Here is a 26,671-nt window from a genome sequence, read left to right as displayed (position 1 = left end):
CAGGGTGGGTGCGGGCGGGTAAAATGCCCGGCTGATTCAACCGTTTGTGGACTCGCCCCTTGCGCCTTACCCATATCAAGCTTGCCGGCTTCAAATCGTTTGTCGACCCTACCAGTATTGCCGTGCCCGGCCAGCTGGTGGCCGTGATCGGCCCCAATGGCTGCGGCAAATCCAATGTGATCGACGCCGTGCGCTGGGTGCTGGGCGAGTCCAGCGCCAAGCAGCTGCGCGGCGAGTCCATGCAAGACGTGATTTTCAACGGTTCCAGCACGCGCAAACCGGTATCACGTGCCTCGGTCGAGCTGGTATTCGATAACGCCGACGGCCAGCTTACCGGCCCGTGGGGGCAGTACGCCGAGGTGTCTATCAAGCGCGTACTCACGCGTCAGGGCGAATCCAGCTATTACATCAATAACCAGCAAGTGCGCCGCCGCGACATTACTGACCTGTTCCTTGGTACCGGCGTGGGTGCACGTGGCTACGCGGTGATCGAGCAGGGCATGATCTCGCGCATTATCGAGGCCCGCCCCGAAGAGCTACGCGCCTATCTGGAAGAAGCGGCTGGCGTGTCCAAGTACAAAGAACGCCGCCGCGAAACCGAAAACCGCCTGGCCGATACCCGCGACAACCTGACCCGTATCGAAGATCTCAAGCTGGAGCTGGGCCGCCAGGTAGAACGCCTGAGCGAGCAAGCCGAAGTGGCGGCCAACTACCAGGACATGCGCGGCGCGCTCACCTTCAAGCAAAACCTGCTGGCCTTGGCGCGGCGCGAAGAAGCCGCCCGCATCGAAGCCACCGCACGTGGCGAGCTGGCGCGTATCGAAACCGAAGAAACCGCGCTGGAAGCCGCCCATACCCACCTGGAAACCGAGCTGGAAACCGTGCGCGAAACGCACTACGCCGCCAGCGATGCCGTGCACGAGGCGCAGCAGGCGCTGTTTGAAGCCAATGCCAATCTGGCGCGGCTGGAAGAGCAGCAGCGCCACCGACTGCAAAGCCGCGAACGGCTGGAGCGCGAGCTGGCCAGCGCCCGCAACGAGCGCCAGCAGCTGGCCGAGCACCAAGCCCAGGTAGAAGACGAGCTGGACGACTGGCTGCCGCGCCGCGAAGAAGCACAGATGCGCATGGAAGAAGCGCAAATGGGGTTGGAAGACGGCGCCGACAGCCTGCCATCGGCCGAGGCCGCCTTCCGCGTGGCCGACCAGCGTCTGGCGCAGATGACCGCGCAAATTGCCAACCTGACCCGCGAGCGCGACCTGGCGCGGCAACAGGGCGAGCACCTGCGCCGCAGTATCGAGCAGCTGGCCGGGCGCGAACACGCCCTGCAGCGCGAGCTGCAAGACCTGAACCTGCCAGAACACGCCGTGCTGGACGCTGCCCGTGCCGAAGTAGACAAAGCCCGCAGCGCGCTGGACGCCGTGCGCGCCAGGTTGGCCGCAGATGAAGCCAAACAGGCCGACTTGTCTGCCGAGCGCGAGCAACTGGATAAAACACTCAACGCCCTGCACAGCGACGCCGCCCGCGCCGAAGCTGAAATGGCCGCGCTTGACGCCGTGCTGGCCCGCGAAGCAGCAGGCGAGCAGCTAGCCGGCTGGTTGGCCAGCCAGCAGCTGGCCGACGCACCGGCGCTATGGCAAAGCCTGCAGGTAGATGATGCCTGGCGCACCGCCGTGGAGGTGGTACTGGGCGAGCGCCTGGCCGCTCGTGCAGGCCACGCTGGCGACACCGACCCACCCGCCCCGGTGGCGCTGGTGGATCAGCCAGCCAGCCAGCCCGCGGCCAGCGGCCCGCGCCCCGCCTTGCTGCAGCAGCTTAGCGTGGATAGCGCTTTTGCCGGCGCGCTGGCCGACTGGCTGGCCGGCGTGTACTGCGCGGCCAACCTGGACGACGCCATCGCCCGCCGTGGCGAATTGGCCGCCGGTGAGTGCTGGGTTACGCCGCAAGGCCACCGCATTAGCCGCCATGCCGTGCATTTTCACGCCGCGCAAGCTGGCGACGGCATGATGGCGCGCAAAGCCGCACGTGACGCCGCCGCCGAACGGCTAGCCACCTTGCAGCCACAGCAGCGCGACGCGCAGCGCCGCCGCGATAGCGTGGTTTCCATGCTGGGCATGCTGGCCGAAGCCATCCGCGCGCAGAAATCCGCCGTGTCGCGGCTAGAGGCGGAGCTGAACGCCGCCACGCTGGAGCACGTCAAGCTGGACCAGGCCGCACGGCAGGGCGCCGCCCGCCTGGCGGCCATCCACGCCGAGCAGCAGCGCCTGCAAGATGAGCGCAGCACCGCACAAGACACCATCGCCGATGCCGAGCTGCTGGCTGAAGAAAACGCCATGCAGCTGGAAGAGCTGGCCGAGCAGCTGGAAGACGCCCGCTTGGCGCGCCTGAACGCCGAAACCGGTCTGGAACTGGCGCGTAACAAAACCCGCGACGCCGAACGCCAGTTGCACGAAATCAAGCTGGCCCAGCACACCGCCGAACAAAAAGTAGCCGAGCTGGCGCGCCGCGCGCGCGAGCTGGTCGAGCGCGACCAGCAGCTGCAGGAGCGTCTGGAAACGCTGGTCATGGAGGCCGAAACCGTAGAAGAGGCCGCGCCGGACGACGTGTTGCAAGAGGCACTGGCGGTGCGCGAAATGCGCGAGCACAGCCTGTCCGCTACCCGCGACCAGCTGAATGCCCTCACCGAAGCCCTGCGCCAGTACACGCAACGTCAACAAGAAATCAACGCGGCGCTGCCGGCGCTGCGCGAGGCGCGCTCGGACTGGCTGCTGAAACACCAGGAAGCACGGCTGAACGTAGAGCGTTTTGACGAAGAGCTGAAAACCGCCGAGGCCGACGAAGCCGCGCTGCTGCCGCACCTGACCGACGCGGTAAAACCCAATGCACTGGCCGCAGAAATCGCCCGCTTGGCGCGCGCCATCGATGGCCTGGGCGCGGTGAACCTGGCCGCGCTGCAAGAGCTGGAAGAAGCCAAAAAGCGTGGCGACTATTTGGCCAGCCAGACCGATGACCTGATGCAGGCCATGGCTACGCTGGAAGAAGCCATCGCCAAAATCGACGGCGAAACCCGCGATATGCTGCAGGCTACCTACGACGCGGTGAACGCCAAGATGAGTGAGTTTTTCCCCACGCTATTTGGCGGCGGCCGCGCCGAGCTGGTGCTCACCGGCGAGGATTTGCTATCGGCGGGTATCCAGATCATCGCGCAGCCGCCAGGCAAGAAAAACAGCACCATCCACTTGCTATCGGGTGGCGAAAAAGCGCTTACCGCCATGAGCCTGGTGTTCTCGCTATTCAGCCTGAACCCGGCGCCATTCTGCTTGCTGGACGAAGTGGACGCCCCGCTGGACGACGCCAATACCAGCCGTTTCTGCGACCTGGTGAAGCAGATGGCGGCGCACACGCAGTTCCTGTACATCAGCCATAACCGCCTCACCATGGAAATGGCCGAGCAGCTGGTGGGCGTGACCATGCAAGAGCAAGGCTGCAGCCGTATTGTGGCGGTGGATATTGTCGAGGCGCTGAAAATGCGCGAAACGGCTTAAGCCCATGCGCCGGGCGCTGCTGGCATCGCTACTGCTGCATGCCCTGCTGCTATGGGGTTTGGCCACAGCCTTGTCGCTGCCACCGGCAGGGCCCCCCGCCTTGCTGATCAGCCTGCAGCCGGCACCGGTATCAGCCTATGCGCACCAGCCGCGGGCGAGCCCGGGCACGCCAGCCAGGCCGGCTGCGCCAAAGCCGGATCACGGCGGGCGGGCAGCGCAAGTGGCGCGCGCGGCCAACCCTGTGGCAGCGCAAGATGCAGCCGTATCAACCGCCACCGCGCCGGTGCCTGTCGCGGTACCGTTATCCACTAGCCCTGCGCCAGCGCTGCCCGCTGGTGCTGCTGCGCCGCTTACACCGGGTGGGCAGAGCCCGGCCCGTGGCGAGGCGGGTAGCCAGGAGGCCGCCAGTAGCCGCCCCGCCCGTGTACTGCAAGCGCCGCGGCCCGATTATCCTGTCATCTCGCGCGATCTGGGCGAGCAAGGCGTGGTAATGTTGCGGCTGGCAATAGATGCCGATGGCAGGTTGCAGCGCACCGAGCTGCAGAAAAGCAGTGGTTTTACCCGCCTGGACAAGGCCGCGCGCGATAGCGTGGCGCGCTGGCAGTTCCAGGCCGCGCTGGAAAACGGGCGGCCGGTGGCAGCCCAGCTGGTGCTGCCGGTGCGCTTTTCCCTTGACGAAAATTGAACAAAACGCTAAATGACGTACTGATTCACGCGCCGTACCCCTGCGGGGGTTTGTTATAATACCGGTTCGGATAATGGCTGCTGCTGTGGAAAAAGCTCAATGAGCGAAATGAAAATAGGCATCTTGTTGCTGAGTGCATTGGTAGTAGCACTGGTATTCGGCTTCAATTTTTATCAGGAATGGCGCTTTCGCAAGAAGACTAGCCAGGCCTTTGCACGCCATCACACCGATGTGTTGCTGGACGTCCCCAGAAATAATGTGCGTGACGGCCAGCAGGCGCGTCTGGAGCCCGTGTTGCTGGATGACGAAGACGACACTACACCAGCCTACCTGAACGATATCCCGCCGCCCGCGCCGCTGGTGCGCACCGCCGAGCCGGAGCCTGCTGCCCCGGTAGTGCAGGAGCCTCCGGAGCTGGACGCGGCCGACCACCAGGCCTTGGTGGTATCGCTGCTGGATCCGTCGCTGGACTTCATCGCCGAGGTGGTCTTCGCGCAGCCGCAGGCGCTAGACCAGCTGCCGCGCTTCAATGTGGCCAAACGTGTGCAGGCTATCCTGCGCACCGAGCGTGGCCTGTGGAAACCGGCCGAAATCCTGCCGGGCACCCGCTACAAACAAGTGAACTTTGGCCTGCAGCTGGTTGACCGCGGCGGTGCGGTTACCGAGCAGGAACTGGCCAGCTTCTGCCAACAGGTAAGCCACTACGCTGAAAAGCTCGGCGCCCAGGTCAGTTTTCCGCAGCGCCAGCAAAAGCTGGTGTCGGCGCGCGAGCTGGACCGCTTCTGCGTTGATGTAGACGTGCTGATCGGTATCAATATTGTGGCAGGCAAGCCCATTGCCGGTGCGCGCCTGCGCAGTGTTGCCGAGGCCGCCGGCCTGCAGCTGGAGCCGGATGGGCAGTTCCACTATCTGGCCGACTCCGGCAATACGCTGTTTTCGCTGGCTTCTGCCGACCAGACCCCGTTTACCTTGCACACCTTGCTGGACAAACAGTTCCCGGCGCTGACGCTGATGTTCGACGTGCCGCGTGTGGCTGGCGGGGTAGCCGTATTCGACCGTGCAGTACAGTTTGCCAAGCATTTGTCGCAAGAGTTTGACGCGCAGCTGGTAGACGATAACCGCCGTGTGCTCAGCGACCAGGGCTTGGCGCAGATCCGCGATCAGCTCACCCGCATCTACGGCAATATGGACGACCGCGGCATTGCGCCAGGCAGCGTGGCTGCCCTGCGGCTGTTTGCCTGAGCGGCCAGCATTTCCCATTCACTATCACGCCGGCAGCTGCCGGCGTGCTGCATTCCAGGTTAGGCCATGACTGTCATCCCTGCCCCTGTCCAGACCCGCGCCACCGAGCTGGTGCAGCTGCTGGAACGCTACAACCACCAATACTACGTGCTGGACGCCCCCACGGTGCCAGACGCCGAATACGACCGCCTGTTCCGCGAGCTGCAGCAGCTGGAGGCCGACTATCCGGCGCTGAAAACCCCCGCCTCGCCCACGCAGCGGGTCGGCGGCGAGGTACTGCCGGCTTTCGATAGCGTGACGCACGCGGTGCCGATGCTGTCGCTGTCCAACGCCTTTTCCGACATGCAGGCCGATGATTTCGCCGTGCGCCACGCCGAGCTGATTGCCTTTGACGAGCGGGTTGGCCGCGACCTGGCGGCGGCCAACTTGGCCTACGCCACCGAGCCCAAGTTCGACGGCCTGGCCATCAGCCTGCTGTACCGCGATGGCGAACTGGTGCAGGCCGCCACCCGTGGCGACGGCAGCAGTGGCGAGAACGTTACCGCCAATATCCGTACCGTGCGTGCTATCCCGCTGCGTCTGCATGGCGAGCATGTCCCGTCGCTGCTGGAGGTGCGTGGCGAGGTGCTGATGCTCAAGCGCGATTTCGAGCGCCTGAACGAGACCCAGCGCGAACGCGGTGACAAGCCGTTTGCCAACCCGCGCAACGCTGCCGCCGGCAGCCTGCGCCAGCTGGACTCCCGCATTACCGCGCAGCGCCGGCTGTCGTTCTTTGCCTACGCCATTGCCCAGGTAGACGGTGCCGACTGGCCTGCCACGCACGATGCCGAAATGGACTGGCTGGCTGCGCTGGGCTTCCCGGTAGTCCAGGCCGACTTGCGGCCGGTGGTGCACGGCGCTGCCGGGCTGGCCGCCTACTACGAAAGCGTGCTGTCGCGCCGTGCCGGCCTGCCGTTCGAGATCGACGGCGTGGTGTACAAGCTGAACAGCCGTGCGCAGCAGAACCGCCTGGGCTTCGTGTCGCGCGCGCCGCGCTGGGCCATAGCGCATAAATTCCCCGCCGAAGAGGCGCTGACCGTGGTGGAAGCCATCGAGGAACAGGTTGGCCGCACCGGCGCCATTACCCCGGTGGCGCGCTTGCAGCCGGTGTTTGTCGGCGGCGTCACCGTCACCAACGCCACGCTGCACAACGAGGACGAAGTGCGCCGCAAGGACGTGCGCGTGGGTGATACCGTCATCGTGCGCCGCGCTGGCGACGTGATCCCCGAAGTGGTAGCCGTGGTGCCGGACAAGCGTCCGATGCGGCCAACCCTGGGTGGCGACCTGTTCAGCAGCAGCGAAGAGCCGATGTACAGTGCCTACCGCCTGCCAAGCCAGTGCCCGGTGTGTGGCAGCCACGTGGTGCGTGAAGAAGGCGAAGCCATCGCCCGCTGCAGTGGCGGGCTGGTGTGCAAGGCGCAACGCACGCAAGCCATCCAGCACTTTGCCGGGCGCCGCATGATGGACATCGACGGCCTGGGCGAGCGCTACATCGACAAGCTGGTGGAGTTCGACTACGTGCGCAGCGTGGCCGACCTGTACCGGCTAACGCTGGCTGATTTACTGGAAATGAAGCGCCGTGCCGACGAGCAGGAAGGCATCACGCCAGAAACGGTGAAGGCTGGCAAAGTGGCCACCAAATGGGCCGAAAATCTGATCGACGCCATCGCCGCCAGCAAAACGCCGCCGCTGGCGCGCTGGCTGTTTGCGCTGGGGATCCGTCATGTGGGCGAATCTACCGCCAAGACGCTGGCCGACTGGCTAGGTTCGCTGGCGCACATCCGCCAGGCGCCGCGCGCAGTGCTGGCGGCGCTGCCGGATATCGGCGGCGTGGTGGCCGACGCCATCGCCGAATTCTTTGCCGAGGCGCAGAACGAAGCGGTGATCGACGCCTTGCTGGCCGCCGGCGTAGCCCCTGCTGACGAACACGCGCCGCGGGCCCAGCTGCACGACAAACTGACTACGGCCAACCTTTATGCCCGCCTGGGCGTGCCGCGGCTGACCGAGGTGCGTGCGCAGCAACTAGCGGCCTTGCAGCCCGATATCGCCGCGCTGGCGGCCATGCCGCGTGTGGACGTTATCCAGCTGGCGCTGCCGGCCGAGGTGGTGAACGCGCTGGCCGACTGGCTGGACGTGGCTGCCAACCGTGCCGCGCTGCTGCAGTTGGCAGCCTACCGTGATGCAGTGCTGGCCGCTACGCCGGTGGAAGAGGCGGCCAGCCTGAACGAAGCGGTGGCCGGCAAAACTTTTGTGCTGACCGGTACGCTGCCTACCATGGGGCGCGACCAGGCCAAAGCACTGGTGGAGGCCGCTGGTGGCAAGGTGAGTGGCAGCGTGTCCAAGAAAACCCACTACGTGGTGGCTGGCGCCGAGGCTGGCAGCAAGCTCGATAAAGCGCTGGAGCTGGGTGTGCCGGTGCTGGACGAGGCGGGTTTGCTGGCGCTGCTGGGGCAGGATCCTGCATGAATACCCAGGCATTCGAGCAGGGCAACCAGCTGATGGCGGCCGGGCAGTACCAGCAGGCGATTGCCTGTTTCGACCGCTGCTTGCAGGTCAACTCGCAAGATTGGCAGGCCTGGCTTAACCGTGGCAATGCGCGCATGGCGTTGCGCCAGCTCAATTTGGCGCTGGAGGATTATTTGCAAGCCGCCACCTTGCAGCCGCAGGCCAGCAGTGTGAAGGTCAACCTGGCCGTTTTACTGAAAGAGCTGGGCGAGCTGGCGCTGGCCGAGTCGCTATTGCGCGAGGTGCTGGGGCAAGAGCCGGGCCACGCCGATGCCTGGAGCAATCTGGGCACCATCTGCTATTACCAGGCCGATTACGCGCAGGCATGGCAATGCCAACAGCAGGCACTGGACATCGCCGGTGACAGCCCGGCGAGGCTGAACAACCTGGCCATGGCGTGCATTGCGGCGTTGCAGCCGCTGCAAGCCGAACAGCAGCTACGGCGCGCACTGGCGCTGCCCGACGCGCCGGCGGTATGCCGCTTCAACCTGGCGGTAGCCTTGCTGATGCAGGGGCGTTATGCCGAGGCCTGGCCTTACTACGAGGCGCGCTGGGAAGGCATGCTGCAGCCGCGTTGGCCTGCGCAGCGCTGGCAGGGGCAGCCACTGGCAGGCAAGACATTGCTGCTGTGGGCCGAGCAGGGGCTGGGCGACACGCTGCAGATGGTGCGCTTTGTGCCTTTGCTGCGTGCGGCCAACCCTGAGGCACACATTGTGCTGGCAGTGCAGGATAGCTTGCTGCGTTTGCTGACCCAGCTCGACGGCGTCACCGTTGTGCCCTTGTCCAGCGCCGTGCCTGCCTTTGACTGGCAGCTGCCGCTGATGTCGCTCCCCGGCGTGCTCAACGTCGACCTGGGCAGCCTGCCGCGACAGCCTTATCTGCGTAGTGTGCTGGCGCAGCCACCACGGCTGCTGCCTCACACCGGGCGCCTGAAAGTAGGGCTGGTGTGGCTGGCGGTACCGCAGGGCGGCGGCATTGCCGAGCTGGCACGCCAGGGTCGCTCGGTACCGGCGGAGGCACTGTTGCCCTTGCGCGAGCTTGTTGGCGTGGACTTCTACGCGCTGCAGCCCGGCGCCGTCGACCCGCTGCTGGCTGGCTGGGTACAGCCGTTGCCATTGCAGGATTTTGCCGATACCGCCGCCATGGCGGTGCAGCTGGACCTGCTGATCACCGCCGATACGGCAGCCTTGCATTTGATGGCGGCGCTAGGCAAACCGGTATGGGTGATGATGCGCGCCGAGCGGGCACCGTTCTTTCTGGCTGAGGGGCACAGCTCGCCGTGGTATGACTCGGTTGCATTATGGTGCCAGCCCCGCGTAGGTGAGTGGCGGGAGGTCGGGCTGCAGGTAGCTGATGCACTGCACCGCTTGCTGATCACGGGCAGCGATTCGCTTGCCTGAAAATGTTAGAATCCACACCGATTATTCATTTCTGGTGCAGAGGCAGGTGTCTTCACATGCAAAAAATTCGTAAAGCAGTGTTTCCGGTTGCCGGTATGGGGACGCGTTTCTTGCCTGCCACCAAGGCCAGCCCGAAAGAGATGCTGCCTGTGGTGGATAAACCGCTGATCCAGTACGCGGTGGAAGAAGCTGTAGCGGCGGGTATCACCGAGCTGATCTTCATCACCGGGCGTAACAAACGCAGTATTGAAGACCATTTCGACAAGGCCTACGAGCTGGAAACCGAGCTGGAAAACCGTAACAAGAAAAAGCTGCTGGAGCTGGTGCAGGAAATTTTGCCGGCCAACGTCAGCTGCATTTACATCCGCCAGGCCGAAGCGCTGGGCCTGGGCCACGCCGTACTGTGCGCCAAACCGGTAGTGGGTGACGAGCCCTTTGCCGTGATTCTGGCTGATGACCTGATCGCCGGCGAGCCCGGTGCCATGGAGCAGATGGTGCGCCTGTTTGATGACACGCACAGCTCGGTACTGGGTGTGGAAACCGTTGCCCGTGAGGAAACCGGCTCTTACGGTATCGTCGAAGTACAGAAAAACGTACGCGGCCATCAGGAAGTGGCCAGCATCGTGGAAAAGCCGCACCCGGACGTGGCACCGTCCAATCTGGCGGTAGTTGGCCGCTATATCCTGACCTCGCGTATTTTCGACAAGCTCATCAATACCGTGCCGGGTGCCGGTGGCGAAATCCAGCTGACCGACGGTATCGCCGCGCTGATGAAAGACGAGCCGGTGCTGGCTTTGCCATTCCAGGGCAAACGCTACGATTGCGGTTCCAAGCTGGGCTACCTGAAAGCTACGGTGGAGTTCGGCCTGCAGCACCACGAAGTCGGTGCAGACTTCTGCGCCTACCTGAATTCGCTACAACGCGGCTAATCCCGCATTGACATTCTGCGCCGCCTTGGTCATAAAGGCGGCGTTTGTTTTTTGAAAGGAAATACCATGCCTAATGTTGCCGAAGCTCGTGGCATTCTCAATAGCTCCGATATCCTGTTCAGCGCAGCCGAAGTGGACGCCGCGGTAGACCGCATGGCCGCCGAAATCACTGCCGAGCTGGGTGAAACCTACCCGCTGGTACTGTCGGTAATGGGTGGCGCGGTGGTGTTCACCGGCCAGCTGCTACCGCGTCTGCTGTTCCCGCTGGACTTTGACTACGTACACGTATCCCGTTATGGCGACAAAACCCAGGGCGGCGAGCTGGTGTGGAAGACCGCACCAAAAGAAGACGTGCGCGATCGCGTGGTACTGGTGCTGGACGACATCCTGGACGAAGGCCACACTATGGCGGCTATCCGCGACAAAGTGCTGGAAATGGGCGCCAAGGCGTTCTACAGCGGCGTTTTCGCCAACAAACTGATCAGCAAAGCAAAACCGATCAAGTCCGACTTCGTCGGCTTGGACGTGCCAGACCGTTATGTATTCGGCTACGGCATGGACGTACGCGGTGCCTGGCGTAACCTGCCGGCGATCCATGCGCTGAAATAAGCGCCGGCATTGGCTTGCAAGGCCCGCAACATGGAAATGTTGTGGGCTTTTTTCATGCCTGCGGATTAAAATGGAAGTCAGTCATAACAAGAAGGAGCATGTCATGCTTGCCATTATCGGAGGCTCCCGTCTTTCCCAACTCCCCATCCTGCAGATCACCCATCGCCAGATCGTTCGTACGCCTTACGGCGACCCGTCCTGCGCGCTGACGTTCGGGCAGATCGCGGCGCAATCGGTGGTTTTCCTGGCCCGTCACGGTTACGGCAACTCCATCGTGCCGCATGAAATCAATTACCGCGCCAATATCTGGGCGCTGCACAGCCTGGGCGTGCGTCAGGTCATTGCCATCGCCAGTGTCGGAGGCATTCGTCCCGATCTGGCGCCGGGGCGGTTGGCCTTGCCGGACGACCTGATCGACAGCAGCTGGGGCCGCAAGCATACCTATCACGAAGGGCAGGGTGTTGCGGTGCAGCATGTCGATTTTGCCCAGCCGTACGATAACGCCTTGCGCCAGCAACTGTTGGCCGCCGCGCAGCAAGCCGGGGTAGACGTGGCGGACGGTGGCGTCTATGCCTGCACCCAGGGCCCGCGCCTGGAAACCGCTGCCGAAGTGCGCGCCCTGTCGCGGCTGGGCGCCGACATAGTCGGTATGACCGGCATGCCGGAAGCGGCACTGGCGCGCGAGCTGGGGCTGGCTTATGCCTCGTTGTGCATCGTCACCAACTGGGCGTCCGGCCTGGGCGGGCAGCAAGCGGCGGCCAACTTCAACCCTGCTATCATCGCCGGTTCCACCGACCAACTGCAGCGCATCCTGCAAGCGCTTTGAACATGTTGATGCTCAACTAATAGCGTATGTGGTCGATACAGATAGATATCGATGAATTTCAATAATAAGGAATTGAGATGAAAGTGTTGGTAACGGGCGCTGCCGGCTTTATCGGCAGCCATTTGACCGGATTATTGCTGCAGCAGGGCCACGAGGTGGTGGCGCTGGATGACCTGTCCACCGGCAACCTGCGCAATCTGGCGGCCTACCAACAAGCGCCCGGCCTGCGTTTTGTGCAAGCCGACATTCGTGACCGCGCCGCGCTGATGCCGCACTTTGCCGGCGTGGACTGGGTGATGCACCTGGCGGGCCGCTCCGATATCGTGCCGTCCATCGAGCAGCCGGATGATTATTTTGATGTTAACGTCAGCGGCACGCTGAACGTGCTGCAAGCGGCGCGCGAACAGGGTGTCAAACGGCTGGTGTACGCTGCCTCGTCTTCCTGCTACGGCATTCCTGACACCTACCCCACGCCGGAAACGGCTCCGGTACGGCCCGAGTACCCGTACGCGCTGACCAAGGCGATGGGGGAAGAACTGGTGCTGCACTGGTCCAAGGTCTACCAGCTGCCGGCGATGGCCTTGCGCCTGTTCAATGTGTACGGCCCGCGTTCACGCACCAGTGGTGCCTACGGCGCAGTGTTCGGCGTGTTCCTGGCCCAGCGGCTGAAGGGTGTGCCGTTGACCATTGTCGGCGACGGCACACAAACCCGCGATTTCACCTTTGTCACCGACGTGGCCCGCGCCTTTCTGGCGGCAGCCGAGTCCGGCATCTGCGGTGAAACTTTCAACGTGGGCAGCGGCAACCACTACAGCGTCAACCAGCTGGTGGACCTTATTGGTGGCCAGCGCAGCTATATTCCCAAGCGCCCCGGCGAGCCGGACTGCACTTTTGCCGATACCACCCGCATCCGTGCTGCGCTCGACTGGGCGCCGCAAGTCCCTTTCGAGCAAGGGGTTGCCATCATGAAACAGTGCATGGAAGACTGGAACGATGCCCCACTGTGGACGCCGGAAAGCATCGCCGATGCGACGCGAGCGTGGTTTGACCACCTGGGCAGTAAACCATGATCACCACTTCGTTTACCGCCGCCTTGGCGCGTTTCAACCAGGTACTGGAAAGTACCGAGGCCAGTGCCCGCGACGGGCAGCCGCTGGTGCAGCAAGCTGGGCTGGATGCCGCGCTGGCGCTGTTCCGCCAGGTACAGCAGCAGGGGCAGGATGTGTACCTGATCGGCAATGGCGGTAGCGCCGCGCTGGTGGCCCACGCGCAGAACGACCTGGTCAACAAGGCCAGGTTGCGGGCGCATGTGCTGCACGAGCCCTCGGTGCTGACCTGCATGAGCAACGACTACGGCTACCCGCACGCGTATGGCCAGTTGCTGGACCGCTTCCTGCGCGCCGGCGACTTGCTGGTGGCGGTCAGCAGCTCCGGCCGCTCGGCCAATATCCTGGAAGCCGTCGCCACCGCCCGCCGTCATGGGGCTGCGGTACTGACGCTGTCCGGTTTCGCTGTGGCCAACCCGCTGCGTGCGCTTGGCGATATCAACCTTTGGCTGCCTTCCGACGATTTTGGCGAGGTGGAAGTCGGCCATCAATTGCTGCTCCACTACCTGTCGGACGCCCTGGTGTAATGTAATGAGCATAGACAAGATCAAAAGCCTGGCCGACGTCGGTACACTGACCACCGCCGCCCGTGCCGCCGGGCAGCGTGTCATCCACTGCCACGGCACCTTCGACCTGATGCATGCCGGCCATATCCGCCATCTGCAACATGCCCGCAGCCTGGGCGACATGTTGGTGGTGACCGTCACCGCCGACGCCTTCGTGCGCAAGGGGCCGGGGCGCCCGGTATTTGGCGACAGCCTGCGCGCCGAAAACCTGGCCGCACTGGCCTGTGTGGACTGGGTGGCGGTCAGCGATGCCGAAACCGCCATCCCGGCGCTGGAACACATCCAGCCCTCGCTGTACGTCAAAGGCAGCGATTATGTCGACGCCAGCCGCGATGTCACCGGCAATATCGCCCGCGAGATCGAGGCGGTCCGCCGTCACGGCGGTGACGTGTATTTCACCGACGAAATCACCTTCAGCTCCACCAAGCTGCTGAATAACCATTTCGATGTTTTCCCGCCGCAAACGCGCGAGTTTCTCGAGCAGTTCAAACAGCAGTGTCCACTGGACACCTTCCTGGAACGCATCAAGGGCCTGTCCGCGCTGCGCGTGCTGGTGATTGGCGAAGCCATCATCGACGAATACCACTACGTCAGTACCCTGGGCCAGACCGGCAAGGGCAATGCGCTGGCGGTGCGCTATCAGGATGCCGAACGCTTTGCCGGTGGCGCCATCGCGGTGGCCAACCATATCGCCGGTTTTGCCCGCGAAGTGACCTTGCTAACCGGCCTGGGCCGCCACGATGACTCGCTGGCTTATGTGCAGGGCAAGCTGGCGGCCAACGTCACGCTGGAGCACCGTCATTTCCCTACCGCTTCTACGCTGATCAAACGCCGGTTTGTTGACCAGGACCTGCAACGTCTGTTCGAGGTGTACTACGGTGGCGAAGAGCCGGGCGAGCCCCCGCTGGAGGCCGAGTTCTGTGAGTGGATTGCAGCGCATGCGGCTGATTTCGATGCCGTCATCGTGCCGGATTTCGGCAATGGCCTGATCTCGCGCCCGATGGCCGCCGCCATTTCCGCCCATGCCCGCTTCCTGGCGGTGAATACCCAGATCAACAGTGGCAACCGCGGCTATCACGTGATTACCCGTTACCCGCGTGCCGATTTCCTGTGCATGAATGAGCCGGAAGCCAGGTTGGCCGCGCACGACCGCCAGTCGTCGCTGGAACAGATTTCCGATGACTTGCGCCACAAGTTGCAGGCCCGCGCCATGGTGGTAACCCGTGGTGCGCAGGGGGCACTGATCGTCGACGACGAGCAGGCACTTGCTATTCCGGCGCTGTCGTCGCGCGTGGTAGACCGTATCGGTGCCGGGGATGCCTTCCTGTCGGTGGCCGGCCTGTGCATGGCCGCCGGCTATCCGCTCGACACCGTAGCCCTGGCCGGCAGCATCGCCGCCGCGCTGGACGTGCAGATCGTATGCAATCGCGAGCCGGTCGACCCGGTGCTGTTTGCCAAATACGCCACCACCTTGCTGAAGTGAGCCGCACATGGATACGTATCTGATTGACAGCCATAAGCTGGTGTACCACCCGCGCCGCGTGGCGGACCTGATCGAGGTGGGCGACGACTGGGAAAAGGCGAAACAGGTCTACCCGATCTACCTAGAACTGTCGCCGGTGGGCGCCTGCAACCATCGCTGCACCTTCTGCGCGGTGGATTACATCGGCTACAAGTCGGTGATGCTGGACTACGACATGCTGTCGCAACGGCTGCCCGAGATGGGCCGGCTGGGCGTGAAAAGTATCATGTACGCCGGCGAGGGTGAGCCCTTGCTGCACAAGAAGATCAACGAGATCGTGGCGCTGACCAAGTCGTCCGGCATCGACGTATCGTTCACCACCAACGGCGTGCTGCTGAACGAGGCCTTCGTGCACCAGTCGCTGGACAAGGTGTCGTGGATTAAGGTGTCGCTGAATGCCGGTAGTGCCGCGTCGTACGCCGCCATCCACAAAACCCGCGATCGCGACTTCCAGCGCGTGATCGACAACCTGCGTTACGCCGTGGATTACAAGCGCCAGCACGGTATCGACTGCACCATCGGCATCCAGGCCGTGTTGCTACCGGAAAACGCGCACGAAATGACCGAGCTGGCGCGTATTGCGAGCGACGAGATTGGTGCCGACTATCTGGTGATCAAACCGTACTCGCAACACTTGTTCAGCGAAACCCGGCAGTACGAAGATATTAACTACAACCCCTATTTGGCGATGGAGCAGGAGCTGGCAACGTACAATCGCCCCGGCTTCCAGGTGATCTTCCGCAGCCATACCATGCACAAATACTTGGAAGACCCGGCCAAGCGCTATCAGAAGTGCCACGCCACGCCGTTCGTCTGGGGCTACGTGATGGCAGACGGCCGAGTCTACGGCTGCAGCGCTTACCTGCTGGACCAGCGTTTCGAATACGGCAACCTCAACGACAGTAGCTTCCAGGCTATCTGGGAAGGCGACAAGCGACGTGAGAGCTTCCGTTATGTGCGGCAGGACCTCGATATCCGAGAGTGCCGCCGCAACTGCCGCATGGATGAGGTGAACCGCTATCTGGACCGCCTGATCAACCAGTCGGTACCGCACATCAACTTCATCTGATCATGAGTCGCGAACAATCTCTGTCCATGCTGGCGCGCATGCTGCTGGTACGCCGTACCGAAGAGGCCATCGCCCGCCATTATCCCGAGCAGCAGATGCGCTGCCCGGTGCATCTTTCTATCGGCCAGGAAGCGGCAGCTGTTGGTATCTGCAGCGCGCTGGACGAGCAGGATCAGGCGGTCAGCACCCATCGCGCCCACGCCCATTATCTGGCGAAAGGCGGCGACCTGGATGCGCTGATTGCCGAAATCTACGGTAAAGCTACGGGCTGCTGTGGTGGCCGTGGTGGCTCCATGCACCTGTCGGACCGCCGTGTCGGCTTTCTGGCCAGTACCGCTATTGTCGGCAACAGCATTCCGGTGGGCGTCGGCATGGCGCTGTCCCAGCAGCTGCAGGGTAGCCGTGCCGTGACCTGTGTCTTCCTGGGCGATGGTGCGGTAGAGGAGGGCGTGTTTTACGAAGCGGCCAACTTTGCTGCCGTACGCCGCCTGCCGGTACTGTTTGCCTGCGAGAACAACCGCTATTCGGTGTACGCCGGGCTGGAAAAGCGTCAGCCGGCAGGCCGAAAACTGACGACGCTGACTGAAGGTCTGGGTCTGCGCGCGTGGGAGGTTGACGGTAATGACGTGGCTGCCGTCGCGGCGCTCAGCGCCGAGGTAGTGGCCAGCCTGCGTGACGGTGCTGGCCCTGCCTTTATTGAAATGCCCACTTATCGCTGGCTGGAACACTGTGGCCACGCCGACGATGATCACCTGGGCTACCGCCCTGACGGCGAGCTGGCGGACTGGAAAGCGCGCGACCCGGTGGCGCAGCTGATTGCCAGCCTGCAACCCGACGCTGACTGGCTGGCGCAGTGCGAGGCAACGTTGGCCGCACGCATCGATACCGCCTTTGCCCGAGCCAAGGCTGCACCGTTTCCTGCTGCGGATACCGCCTTCGACGGCATCTACGCCACCCCGTTACAGGAGCAACATTGATGGCCCGCATCCATGCAGCCCAGGCCATCCATGACGCCTTGCACGTGGCGATGGCTGCCGACCCCAGCGTGCTGTGTTACGGCCTGGGGGTAGACGATCCGAAACGCATTTTCGGCACCACCGCCGGTCTGCAGGAGCGCTTTGGCGCGGCGCGGGTATTCGACATGCCCACCGCCGAGAACGCGATGACCGGCATCGGCATCGGTGCCGCGCTGGGTGGCATGCGCCCTGTGATGTGCCACCAGCGCCTGGACTTCTTCCTGCTGGCGATGGACCAGCTGGTGAATAACGCCGCCAAGTGGCGCTATACCTTTGGCGAAGGGCACAAAGTGCCGCTGACGCTGCGCCTGATCGTGGGCCGCGGCTGGGGGCAGGGGCCGACCCATTCCCAGAATCTGCAAGCCTGGTTTGCCCATGTGCCGGGGCTGAAAGTGGTGATGCCGGCCACCGCCGCCGACGCCAAAGGCCTGCTGCTGTCGGCCATTTTCGATGACGACCCGGTGGTATTCTTGGAGCACCGCTGGGTGCATTCGGCGCAGGGCGAGGTGGCAGACGGCGACGTACGCGTGCCGATCGGCCAGGCCGCTACGCTGCGCGAGGGCGATGCTGTCACCATCGTTGCCATGTCCTACCTGGTGGCGGAAGCCAGCCACGCCTGCCGCGCACTGGCACAGGCCGGCGTGCATTGCGAGCTGATCGATCTGCGTACCATCAAGCCGCTGGACATGACCACCATCCGTGCCTCGGTGGCGCGTACTGGCCGTTTGCTGGTGCTGGATAGCGGTTTTGCTACCGGCTCCGTAGCGGCCGAAATCATTGCCCGCATCAGCATGGACCATTGGTCGCTGCTGCGTGCTGCCCCGCAACGGTTGGCCGCACCGGACTGCCCGGAGCCCACCAGTTATGGCCTGACGCGACAGTTTTATACCGAGGCGGCCGATATCGTGCGCTGCGTTGGTCGCATGCTGGGCCTGACAACGCTGCCGCTGGACGCCCTGCCGCCAGCAAGAACACACCACGATGTGCCGGGTGACTGGTTCACCGGCCCATTCTGAATCCATCGCCGAGGAGACTGCCATGAGCGATAATGAACAACAAAAGGGTGTGAACCGTTTCGGTCAAAACACCACCACCATGATTCCCGATGACGCTCCGCTGGCGCGTAACCCGGGCCACAAGTTGCGTACCTCCAACGTCATCGTCAACCGCAAGGCACTGACCGACGAAGAGGCGCTGCTTAATAGCTACAAGCTGGATAAGCCCACTGGCCAGAAAATCCAGTTTTACAATGAGGCAGGCCAGACCGGCGTGATCCGCATCGCCAACAGCGAGGAAGCGCCGCACGTGCCGAACCAGTTTACCGGCCCCAGCTTCCGCAACCCGCCGCAGCGCTTCCGCTTTGATGGCCACAAGATGATGCATCACCTGGACCGGGTGATGGCGTGGCAGAACGGCGAACGCTTTGCTCCCATCCACATCGACATGGGCCTGACCAAGTTCTGCAATACCGCCTGCATTTACTGCTACGCGGTGGTACAGAACATGACCAAGGGCACCATGATCGGCCGCGAGGCGCTGCTGTCTTACATCGAAGACTGCGGCAAGCTGGGCGTGCGTTCCATCGGTTTCATCGGCGATGGCGAGCCCACGCTGAACCCGGCGCTGTACGACGCCACCGTGCTGGCTGGCAAGCTGGGCATCGATACCTCGATGGCCACCAACGGCCTGCTGCTGGACATGGACCGCGCGCACGACCTGCTGCAAAACATGAGCTGGATCCGCTTCAACCTGTCGGCAGGTACCCCCGATGGTTTCCGCCGCGTGCATCAGTCGCGCGAGGAAAACTTCGACTTGCTGATCGACAAGATCCGCGAGCTGGTGCGCATCAAGAAAGAGTACGGCTACAAGTGCACGCTGGGTCTGCAGATGGTGCTGATCCCGGAGTGCTTTGACGAGGTGTTGCCGGAAGCCAAGCTGGGTGCCGAGCTGGGCGTGGATTATTTCGTGATCAAGCACTGCTCCGATTCCGAATACAAGGAAATCGGTATTAACTACGACGAGTACCTGAAGATCGGCGACATGCTGAAAGAGGCCGAAAGCTACTCTACGGCAGACTACGTGGTGCAGGCCAAGTGGAACAAGATCAACGCCGCCGCAGAGTCGGCACTGTACAAGGATGGCTACCGTAAATACGACGTGTGCTACGGCACGCCATTCCTGCTGCAGATATCCGGTAATGGCAAGGTTTATCCTTGCGGCCCGTTCTTCAACAAGGAACGTTTCTACATTGGCGACCTGCACGAGCAGTCGTTCTACGACATGGTGAGTGGTGAGCGTTACTGGCAGGTACACCAGGATGTACAAGCCTCGGTAGATGTGCACAAGGACTGCGCCATCGGCTGCCGCCAGGACTACGTCAACAAATTCCTGTGGGACCTGAAAAACCCGCCGGAACACATCAACTTTATCTAGACGGGTAGCAAGGGCTTGCCAGCGGCAAGCCCTTGCTACGAGTGAGCTTGGCTACTTACCGGGTTAAACATGATTTCCATTGTCATCCCTGCGTACAACTACGCGCACTATCTCCCCGAAGCCATTGACAGTGTATTGCGACAAGATATCGATGATTTCGAATTGATCATCTGCGATGACTGCTCTATCGACAATACTGCCGAGGTGGTAGCCGACTATGTCAGCCGCGACCCACGTGTGCGGTACGTGCTGAACACACACAACTTGGGTGCCACGCCCAATATCAATCAGGGCATAGCATTGGCGCAGGGCGAATATGTCATGTTACTGGGCGCGGATGACTTCATCGAGCCAGGTGCATTGGGCAAGTTGCTAGCTATGCTAGAGGTACACCCAGAGTGCGGCTACGTTTTTGGCCGCTACACGCTACAGGATGAAAATGGCCAGCGTCATCAGCTAGAGCACCCAGGTTGGTTGGCGTACGATTATGCTGCCAGTCGCGACGAGTTTCCGGCATTACTTCGTTTTGATTGCTACATCAACATTTGTGCGACACTGTTTCGTCGTAGCATTCTGGACGGGTCCCCGTTCTTCGATACGTCATTGTCGGTTTTTCCTGAAGAAAGATTTTTCCGTGCCACAGACTGGGATAAGTCACTGTCACTGGCGTGTGCGGGCGTGCCGAGTGCTTTCCTCAATACCAATATTTCCGTCTTCCGTGTACACGCCAGCCAGGCCTCGTCCAGCGACCGCTACGCCCGCTCCGGTCTGGCGTTTTTCGAGCACTCGCTGCTGCTGAAGCGCTATCTGACGCCGGCCAACCTGCCGCGCCTGCTGCCCGACCTAGAAGGCATTTTCCGCCTGTACCAGGGCAAGCTAGAGTTCTTCAAGCAATTGGCGCTACCCGAGTTCAGCGGCCGCCTGCCGTTGGCCGCACAGGTAGCGAACGAGGTGCTGGCGCAGTGCGAGCAATTGATGACTGTGCCGGCTGAGTCACTGGCGCAAGCCGCCGTAATGCATGCGGCCAACCTTGCCGCAGAAGTACTGGCGCCGGAACTTGTTGCCAAGCCGCTGTTGCCAACGATCCCCCACTTGGCTGATGGCCCATTCTTTACCATTATTTGTACCGCCTATAACCGGCCGGGATTGGCGGTGAATACGCTGCAGAGTATTACAGCGCAGACATTTCGGGATTTCGAGCTCATCTACGTCAACGATGGTGGCGAACCGCAGGAGGCCTTGCTGGGCATCGTGGCCGATGCGCTGCCGGCTTACACCTACGTGCGCAAGCCGAATGGCGGCGTCGGGTCTGCCCGTAACCTCGCGCTGCGTATAGCCCGCGGCCAGTACATCGTGTACATCGACGACGACGACCTGATGTACCCGCAGCACCTGGCGCGCTTGCACGAGGAAATCGGCAAGCACCCGGGGGCGCTGGTGTTCGGTGATGCGCACTTTGTGATGGAGCGGCTGGAAGGCGGCATCCGCCGCGAGGTCAGCCAGCACCAGATCGCTTGCGAGCGTTACGACTTCAACATGCTGCAGGTCAGCAACTACATTCCGGTGAATTGCTTGGCCCACCCGCGATCGGTGGTCGCCGAGGCGGGCGATTTCGATGAAAAGCTGCCGTCGCTGGAAGACTGGGACTTCCTGATCCGCCTGTCTCGTCTCATCCCCTTCGTACACTTTGCCGAAGCCACGGTGCAGGTACGCCGCCGCGAAGACAAGGACAACGCCGGCGACTCGCGTACCGTACAAAGCTGGGGGGGCATGCGGGCGGTGTTTGCCGAGATCTACCGCCGCTACGACGATCTGGGCGAGCACGATATCCGCGAGGCGCGCAAGGTGGTACTGGCTGCCGAGCACCCGAGCAAGGCCAAGGTCAACTTCCAGCCCGCCGTCGACCACATGCGCTGGCTGGCCGGCCACGCGCTGACCGAAGCTGACGCCGAGGTGCTCGCCCGCCGTCTGATGGCCTGGCCACAGCAGCCGCAGATCACGCTGGTGGTGCTGGCCAGCCAGGCGCAGGGCCCGTTGCTGGCCAAGACGTTGGATTCGCTGCAGCTGCAGCTGTACAAACAGTGGCGGCTGATCGTGGTGGCCGACTTTGCCGCGCCGGACCCGCTGTTTGAAAACAGCGAGATACTGGGTTGGCTGCAAGTGGATCATGTCGACCAGTTTGACGATACCGCCAAGCTGTTCAACGCGGTGCTGGCCGAGGTGGGCATGGATTGGGGCATGCTGCTGCCGTGCGGCGCCGAGCTGGAGCCGCATGCCTTGCTGCGCCTCGCAGATCGCGTGGTCCGGGACCCGAACTGCCTGGCGCTTTACTGCGACCACGACAGCGTAGCGATGCGTGGTTACGAGCAGCCACAGTTCAAGCCGGCGTTCGATCTGGACATGTTGCTGGCTTACGATTACATCGGTGCCAGCGTGCTGCTGCGTGCCGACGCTGTGCAGCACCTGGGCGGCTTGCAGCCGTACGAAGGCTTCGAGGTTTACCAGCTGCTGCTGAACCTGGCGGCCCATTTCGGTGCGGCGGCCATTGCCAACCTGCCGGAGCTGTTGCTGCACTTGCCTGCCCGTGACGGCAAGCTGGCAATGCGCAAGCTGGCAGTAGAAGACTGGCTGCAAGCCAGCGCGACGCCGGCCCGTGTCGAGCTGGGCCTGGCTGAGCAGACGCTGCGTGTGGTGTACCCGCTGACGGCACAGCCGCTGGTGAGCATTATCATCCCCAGCCGCAACGCTTTCGAATTCATCGAGCCGTGCATCAACACCTTGTTCGAGCGTACCGCCTACCCGCATTTCGACGTGGTGGTGGTGGACAACCAGTCGGACGATCCGGACGTGCTGCTCTTTTACGACCAGGCCATCCAGCGCTTTGGCGAGCGCTTGCGCGTGGTGCATTACGACGCCCCGTTCAACTTTTCGGCCCAGATCAACCTGGGTGCGGCCAACGCCCGCGGCGACTACCTGCTGCTGCTGAACAACGATATCGAGATCGTGCAGCCGGACTGGCTGGAGCGCATGCTGCAGCACGCCGTACGCGATGGTGTCGGTGCGGTAGGCGCCAAGCTGCTGTTCCCGGAAACGGCGAAGGTGCAGCATGCCGGTATTTTCCTTGGCAGCGGCCCCGACCGTATCGGCAGTGCCGCCCACTTGGGCTGGATGGCCGAGGCAGGGGATGCCGGCTACATGAGCCGCTTGCAGATCGATCAGCGCTTATCGGCGGTGACGGCGGCCTGCCTGCTGACGCCGGCTTCGGCGTTCCGTGCAATTGGCGGTTTTGACGAGCACGACTTTGCTGTGCTCTACAACGACGTCGATTACTGCCTGCGACTGCGTGACGCCGGCTGGCACACCCTGTGGACGCCGTATGCCACGCTGGTACATCACCACAGCATCAGCATCCGTGCCGAAGGCGAGCAGGTGCTGAAAGCCATGCGCCGGCACGAGCAGAACCAGCAGGAGCAAGGGCGTCTGTTGCAGCGCTGGTTGCCGGCCTTGGCCAACGATCCGGCCTACAACCCCAACCTGTCTTTGACCGGTAAGCCATGCGAGATCGAGCAGAAAGTGCTGCGCTTCTGGCCGTCGGAATTCACTGAACTACCGCGTATCCTAGGTAACGGCATTGCCGGAGGCAGTGGTGAATATCGCGTTGACCAGCCGCTACGTGCGCTCAGCCGCGATGGCAAGGCACTGACCGCCTGCCTGCGGCAGCAGAAAGATGTCCAGCGTCTGGTAACGGTAGTGGAGCTGCAGCGTTTGGGCGTAGACAGCTATGTTATGCAGAACGCCATGACCGACCCGCAGCTGGAGTTGCTGCAGGCCTACCGCAAGCATCTGCCGGGTATTTTCATGGTGATGTCGCTGGACGACCTGATTACCCAGCTGCCGGAGAAAAGTGCGCTCTATAAGCACTTCATGTCCAATTTCCGCGACGGTCGCCGTCGCCTGCGCCAGATGCTGGGCTTGGTGGACCGCCTGGTAGTGACCACCGAGCCATTACGCGAGATGGCAGCCGACATGATCGCGGACATCCGCGTGGTACCAAACCGGCTGTCGCGCGAGTACTGGTCCGGGGTGACGTCGCAGCGTAACGTTGGCCGCAAACCGCGAGTGGGCTGGGTCGGTGCTCAGCAGCATCAGGGCGATCTGGCCCTGTTGGAAGAGGTGATCAAGGCCACCGCACATGAGGTGGACTGGGTCTTTATGGGCATGTGGCCGCAAGGGCTGGATGAGTACATTGCCGAGAAGCATGAACCGGTGAGTTTTGACCAGTATCCAGCCAGAATGGCAGCGCTGAATCTGGACATCGCGGTTGCCCCGCTAGAAACCCTGCCGTTCAACGAGGCCAAGAGCAATCTGCGGCTGCTGGAATACGGCGTGATGGGCTGGCCGGTGATCTGTTCCGATGTTTACCCTTACCGCACCGGCGAGCCGCCAGTGACACGGGTGGGCGACGACGCCAAAGCCTGGATTGCCCAGATTCGCCGTCTGGCGGCCGACCCTGCGGCCAGGGTATGCGAGGGCGAGCAGTTAAGGGCCTGGGTGGACCGTGATTACTGGCTGGAGGATCATCTGGATGAATGGCTAGCCGCGTTTACCCGCTAGGCCACCCGGGCAAAAAGGCAGCGTTAGCTGCCTTTTTTCGTTTTGCCACAAAAAAATTTAAAGTTCTGCAGGGGGGGGCCGAAATATGGTCATAAGCTAATGCACTGCCAGCAAGAATCAAGCCAGACGGTGCATGGTCAGAAACCAAATAGAATCAATGAGGTGCCAAAATGTCCATTATCGTTAACAGCAACATCGCATCCCTGAATGCACAGCGCAACCTGAACATGTCCAATACTGCGTTGGCTGGCTCGTTGCAGAAACTGTCCTCCGGTCTGCGCGTGAACAGCGCCAAAGATGATGCCGCTGGCTTGGCCGTGGCAGAAGGCCTGACCTCGCAGATTCGCGGTAACAACCAGGGTGTGCGTAACGCCTACGACGGTATCTCGGTAGCACAGACCGCTGAAAGTGCGCTGGGACAGGTAGGCAACAACCTGCAGCGTATCCGTGAAGTAGCAGTACAGGCTGCCAACGGTGGTGTTTCGGATGACAACCGTTCCCAGCTGCAAAAAGAAGTAGATCAGCTGACGCAGGAAATCTCCCGCATCGTACAGACCACTAACTTTAACGGCACCAAGCTGCTGACCGGCGGTTCCGGCCTGACCTTCCAGGTAGGTGCGTCTGGTTCTGCAGATAACCAGGTGGCCACAAGTGGTGTAGAGATGAGCGGTATTGCAGGTTACAGCGGCTCGTTGACTGCCACCGGTACTGTAAACGTGAGTTCGTCGGGTGCTGCCTCTGCGGCGATCGCGTCGATGGATGCTTCGATCCGCACCGTTACCAACACACGTGCCACCTTCGGTTCGGTACAAAACCGTTTTGAAGCAGTAATCGCCAACATGCAGGCGTTTACTGAAAACTTGTCGGCTTCCCGCAGCCGTATCATGGATACCGACTTCGCCGCTGAAACCGCACAGCTGACCCGTAACCAGATTCTGCAGCAGGCTGGTACGTCCATCCTGGGGCAGGCAAACCAAGTACCACAGGCAGCCATTTCCCTGCTACGTGGCTAAGGATAGCTAACAACGATATACAAACTAATTTGGTACCTCTGTCCCTGGCTCAACGGCCAGGGATTTTTTTTTGGGTTTTTTTGAGAAATTTAAAAAAAGGCCTCAAGAGCAATAAAGAACTGACGATAGAGTGTTAGAGCGATTGGTATCAAAACCCGGGGAGTTCGCTTCCGAGCCAAGTCGCCATAATAACGGAGTTTAAAATGCCTATCATCGTAAATAGTAACATTGCCTCGCTCAATGCGCAGCGCAACCTGAACCAGTCCAACTCGGCACTGGCTTCTTCCCTGCAAAAGCTGTCCTCCGGCTTACGCGTAAACTCTGCCAAGGATGACGCCGCTGGTCTGGCGGTCTCTGAAGGTCTCTCTTCGCAGATCCGGGGTAATTCCCAGGGTATTCGAAACGCCTACGATGGTATTTCGGTAGCCCAGACAGCTGAAAGTGCCTTGGGCCAAGTAGGAAACAACCTGCAGCGTATCCGTGAAATATCAGTGCAGGCGGCTAACGGCTCCATCTCGGATGACAACCGTTCGCAGCTGCAGAAAGAGGTAGACCAACTGACTCAGGAAGTATCGCGTATCGTTCAAACCACGAACTTTAACGGAACCAAACTGCTCACAGGTGGCTCCGGTCTGACCTTCCAGGTAGGCTCCTCTGGCTCTACAGATAACCAGGTGACCACTAGTGGTGTCGAACTGTCTGGTATCTCTGCGTATAGTGGCTCGCTGACCGCTACCGGTACGGTGAACGTATCGTCCTCCGGTTCTGCATCGGCTGCGATTGCTTCTATGGATGCGGCCATCCGTACCGTGACCAATACGCGTGCCACTTTCGGTTCCATCCAGAACCGTTTCGAGGCTGTGATTGCCAACACCCAGGCTTACGTGGAGAACCTTAGTGCATCGAAGAGCCGTATCATGGACACCGACTTTGCCTCTGAAACTGCCTCGTTGACTCGTAATCAGATCCTGCAACAGGCTGGTACTGCCATTCTGGGTCAGGCCAACACCGTGCCGCAGGCTGCGCTGTCCTTGCTACGTTAAGGTGAGAAAAGTGGTTTCCCTCCTATGGTCTGAATTATGCTGTAGGGGGGAGTCCTTTTTTATGAGGTATTTATCATGCAAATCGGATCAGTAACGGGGGGCTTTCAACCTTTGGGCCTGACTGCCAAGCAACAGGTAGAGTTGCCGCAACAGCTCTCCAAAGACGGAGAGGCTGCGGGTACCATCAAACCTGAGACTTTAAAGGCAGTAAGTGGCGTTAAAGAGACCGAAGCAAAAGAGCAGGCCAAAAGTAAGGCTGATCAGCAGGTATTCAGCCAGTCAGACCTGGCAGATGCCGTCAAAAAGCTGAATGACACGGTAAAGCTTTACAAGGGTGATCTGCAGTTCACGGTAGACGACGATACCCAGATGCAGATCGTCAAGGTAGTTGACAAAAGCAGCAAGGAAGTGATTAGGCAGATTCCTTCGCCTGAAGTCATCCGTATTGCGAAGGCCATCGAGGATTTTCGCAGTATCCTGCTGCACGACGAGGCTTAGCCTCTGGAGTAGAT

At 61.8% G+C, this 26,671-nt stretch carries 19 protein-coding genes; all 19 read left to right on the top strand.

The window, feature by feature from the left end; all coding sequences use genetic code 11:
* The first annotated feature begins 59 nt into the window (after window positions 1-59).
* The 19 genes from smc (at window position 60) to LCH97_RS09975 (ending at window position 26,657) form a co-directional block, all read left to right on the top strand.
* Entirely contained in the window at window positions 60-3,542 is a 3,483-nt protein-coding gene (gene smc, locus LCH97_RS10065; RefSeq protein ID WP_227301607.1) for a chromosome segregation protein SMC, read from the top strand.
* Window positions 3,543-3,546: 4 nt separating this feature from the next.
* Window positions 3,547-4,227 (top strand): energy transducer TonB, encoded by a 681-nt coding sequence (locus LCH97_RS10060; protein ID WP_227301606.1) that lies wholly within the window; start codon window positions 3,547-3,549, stop codon window positions 4,225-4,227.
* Window positions 4,228-4,326: 99 nt separating this feature from the next.
* Window positions 4,327-5,469: a cell division protein ZipA C-terminal FtsZ-binding domain-containing protein gene (locus tag LCH97_RS10055; protein ID WP_227301605.1), complete on the top strand. Its 1,143-nt coding sequence runs from the start codon at window positions 4,327-4,329 to the stop codon at window positions 5,467-5,469.
* Between the two features lie 66 nt (window positions 5,470-5,535).
* A complete protein-coding gene (ligA, locus tag LCH97_RS10050; RefSeq protein ID WP_227301604.1) occupies window positions 5,536-7,974 on the top strand; it encodes an NAD-dependent DNA ligase LigA in 2,439 nt (812 codons plus the stop codon).
* Window positions 7,971-9,413: a tetratricopeptide repeat protein gene (locus LCH97_RS10045; protein ID WP_227301603.1), complete on the top strand. Its 1,443-nt coding sequence runs from the start codon at window positions 7,971-7,973 to the stop codon at window positions 9,411-9,413. Before ligA ends, LCH97_RS10045 begins: the two co-directional genes overlap by 4 nt.
* Window positions 9,414-9,469: 56 nt before the next feature.
* Entirely contained in the window at window positions 9,470-10,342 is an 873-nt protein-coding gene (galU, locus tag LCH97_RS10040; protein WP_227301602.1) for a UTP--glucose-1-phosphate uridylyltransferase GalU, read from the top strand.
* 66 nt (window positions 10,343-10,408) lie between these two features.
* A complete protein-coding gene (locus tag LCH97_RS10035) occupies window positions 10,409-10,951 on the top strand; it encodes a hypoxanthine-guanine phosphoribosyltransferase (protein WP_017509678.1) in 543 nt (180 codons plus the stop codon).
* 103 nt (window positions 10,952-11,054) lie between these two features.
* A complete protein-coding gene (locus LCH97_RS10030) occupies window positions 11,055-11,777 on the top strand; it encodes an S-methyl-5'-thioinosine phosphorylase (RefSeq protein WP_255619193.1) in 723 nt (240 codons plus the stop codon).
* Between the two features lie 77 nt (window positions 11,778-11,854).
* Window positions 11,855-12,847, top strand: a complete 993-nt coding sequence (locus LCH97_RS10025) for an SDR family oxidoreductase (RefSeq protein ID WP_227301600.1) — start codon at window positions 11,855-11,857, stop codon at window positions 12,845-12,847.
* Entirely contained in the window at window positions 12,844-13,410 is a 567-nt protein-coding gene (locus LCH97_RS10020; protein WP_227301599.1) for an SIS domain-containing protein, read from the top strand. Before LCH97_RS10025 ends, LCH97_RS10020 begins: the two co-directional genes overlap by 4 nt.
* 4 nt (window positions 13,411-13,414) lie before the next feature.
* On the top strand, window positions 13,415-14,932 hold the full coding sequence (locus tag LCH97_RS10015; protein WP_227301598.1) for a PfkB family carbohydrate kinase: 1,518 nt from the start codon (window positions 13,415-13,417) through the stop codon (window positions 14,930-14,932).
* A 7-nt stretch (window positions 14,933-14,939) separates the two neighbouring features.
* Window positions 14,940-16,040, top strand: a complete 1,101-nt coding sequence (locus tag LCH97_RS10010) for a radical SAM protein (protein ID WP_227301597.1) — start codon at window positions 14,940-14,942, stop codon at window positions 16,038-16,040.
* A 2-nt stretch (window positions 16,041-16,042) separates the two neighbouring features.
* Window positions 16,043-17,017, top strand: a complete 975-nt coding sequence (locus LCH97_RS10005; protein ID WP_227301596.1) for a thiamine pyrophosphate-dependent dehydrogenase E1 component subunit alpha — start codon at window positions 16,043-16,045, stop codon at window positions 17,015-17,017.
* Entirely contained in the window at window positions 17,017-18,072 is a 1,056-nt protein-coding gene (locus LCH97_RS10000; RefSeq protein WP_227301595.1) for an alpha-ketoacid dehydrogenase subunit beta, read from the top strand. The genes LCH97_RS10005 and LCH97_RS10000 overlap by 1 nt, the downstream gene beginning before the upstream one ends.
* 22 nt (window positions 18,073-18,094) lie before the next feature.
* Window positions 18,095-19,489: a radical SAM/SPASM domain-containing protein gene (locus LCH97_RS09995; protein ID WP_227301594.1), complete on the top strand. Its 1,395-nt coding sequence runs from the start codon at window positions 18,095-18,097 to the stop codon at window positions 19,487-19,489.
* A gap of 69 nt (window positions 19,490-19,558) precedes the next feature.
* Window positions 19,559-24,103, top strand: coding sequence for a glycosyltransferase (locus LCH97_RS09990; protein WP_227301593.1), 4,545 nt, complete (start codon window positions 19,559-19,561; stop codon window positions 24,101-24,103).
* Window positions 24,104-24,273: 170 nt separating this feature from the next.
* Complete coding sequence (locus LCH97_RS09985; protein WP_227301592.1) at window positions 24,274-25,116, top strand: flagellin; 843 nt, start codon at window positions 24,274-24,276, stop codon at window positions 25,114-25,116.
* 203 nt (window positions 25,117-25,319) lie between these two features.
* Complete coding sequence (locus LCH97_RS09980) at window positions 25,320-26,159, top strand: flagellin (protein ID WP_227301591.1); 840 nt, start codon at window positions 25,320-25,322, stop codon at window positions 26,157-26,159.
* Window positions 26,160-26,234: 75 nt separating this feature from the next.
* Window positions 26,235-26,657 carry a flagellar protein FlaG gene (locus LCH97_RS09975; RefSeq protein ID WP_227301590.1) on the top strand — a complete coding sequence of 141 codons (423 nt, stop codon included), beginning with the start codon at window positions 26,235-26,237 and terminating at the stop codon, window positions 26,655-26,657.
* Window positions 26,658-26,671 lie beyond the last annotated feature (14 nt).

Source organism: Vogesella sp. XCS3, assembly GCF_020616155.1.
Taxonomy (GTDB): domain Bacteria; phylum Pseudomonadota; class Gammaproteobacteria; order Burkholderiales; family Chromobacteriaceae; genus Vogesella.
This window is presented reverse-complemented; position numbering and strand designations above follow the sequence as displayed.

What these genes read in the sequence shown, in the direction of transcription:
- LCH97_RS10060 (WP_227301606.1), top strand. Translation starts at nt 3,547, where the DNA reads ATGCGCCGGGCGCTGCTGGCATCGCTACTGCTGCATGCCCTGCTGCTA.
- LCH97_RS10055 (WP_227301605.1), top strand. Translation starts at nt 4,327, where the DNA reads ATGAGCGAAATGAAAATAGGCATCTTGTTGCTGAGTGCATTGGTAGTA.
- ligA (WP_227301604.1), top strand. Translation starts at nt 5,536, where the DNA reads ATGACTGTCATCCCTGCCCCTGTCCAGACCCGCGCCACCGAGCTGGTG.
- LCH97_RS10045 (WP_227301603.1), top strand. Translation starts at nt 7,971, where the DNA reads ATGAATACCCAGGCATTCGAGCAGGGCAACCAGCTGATGGCGGCCGGG.
- galU (WP_227301602.1), top strand. Translation starts at nt 9,470, where the DNA reads ATGCAAAAAATTCGTAAAGCAGTGTTTCCGGTTGCCGGTATGGGGACG.
- LCH97_RS10035 (WP_017509678.1), top strand. Translation starts at nt 10,409, where the DNA reads ATGCCTAATGTTGCCGAAGCTCGTGGCATTCTCAATAGCTCCGATATC.
- LCH97_RS10030 (WP_255619193.1), top strand. Translation starts at nt 11,055, where the DNA reads ATGCTTGCCATTATCGGAGGCTCCCGTCTTTCCCAACTCCCCATCCTG.
- LCH97_RS10025 (WP_227301600.1), top strand. Translation starts at nt 11,855, where the DNA reads ATGAAAGTGTTGGTAACGGGCGCTGCCGGCTTTATCGGCAGCCATTTG.
- LCH97_RS10020 (WP_227301599.1), top strand. Translation starts at nt 12,844, where the DNA reads ATGATCACCACTTCGTTTACCGCCGCCTTGGCGCGTTTCAACCAGGTA.
- LCH97_RS10015 (WP_227301598.1), top strand. Translation starts at nt 13,415, where the DNA reads ATGAGCATAGACAAGATCAAAAGCCTGGCCGACGTCGGTACACTGACC.
- LCH97_RS10010 (WP_227301597.1), top strand. Translation starts at nt 14,940, where the DNA reads ATGGATACGTATCTGATTGACAGCCATAAGCTGGTGTACCACCCGCGC.
- LCH97_RS10005 (WP_227301596.1), top strand. Translation starts at nt 16,043, where the DNA reads ATGAGTCGCGAACAATCTCTGTCCATGCTGGCGCGCATGCTGCTGGTA.
- LCH97_RS10000 (WP_227301595.1), top strand. Translation starts at nt 17,017, where the DNA reads ATGGCCCGCATCCATGCAGCCCAGGCCATCCATGACGCCTTGCACGTG.
- LCH97_RS09995 (WP_227301594.1), top strand. Translation starts at nt 18,095, where the DNA reads ATGAGCGATAATGAACAACAAAAGGGTGTGAACCGTTTCGGTCAAAAC.
- LCH97_RS09990 (WP_227301593.1), top strand. Translation starts at nt 19,559, where the DNA reads ATGATTTCCATTGTCATCCCTGCGTACAACTACGCGCACTATCTCCCC.
- LCH97_RS09985 (WP_227301592.1), top strand. Translation starts at nt 24,274, where the DNA reads ATGTCCATTATCGTTAACAGCAACATCGCATCCCTGAATGCACAGCGC.
- LCH97_RS09980 (WP_227301591.1), top strand. Translation starts at nt 25,320, where the DNA reads ATGCCTATCATCGTAAATAGTAACATTGCCTCGCTCAATGCGCAGCGC.
- LCH97_RS09975 (WP_227301590.1), top strand. Translation starts at nt 26,235, where the DNA reads ATGCAAATCGGATCAGTAACGGGGGGCTTTCAACCTTTGGGCCTGACT.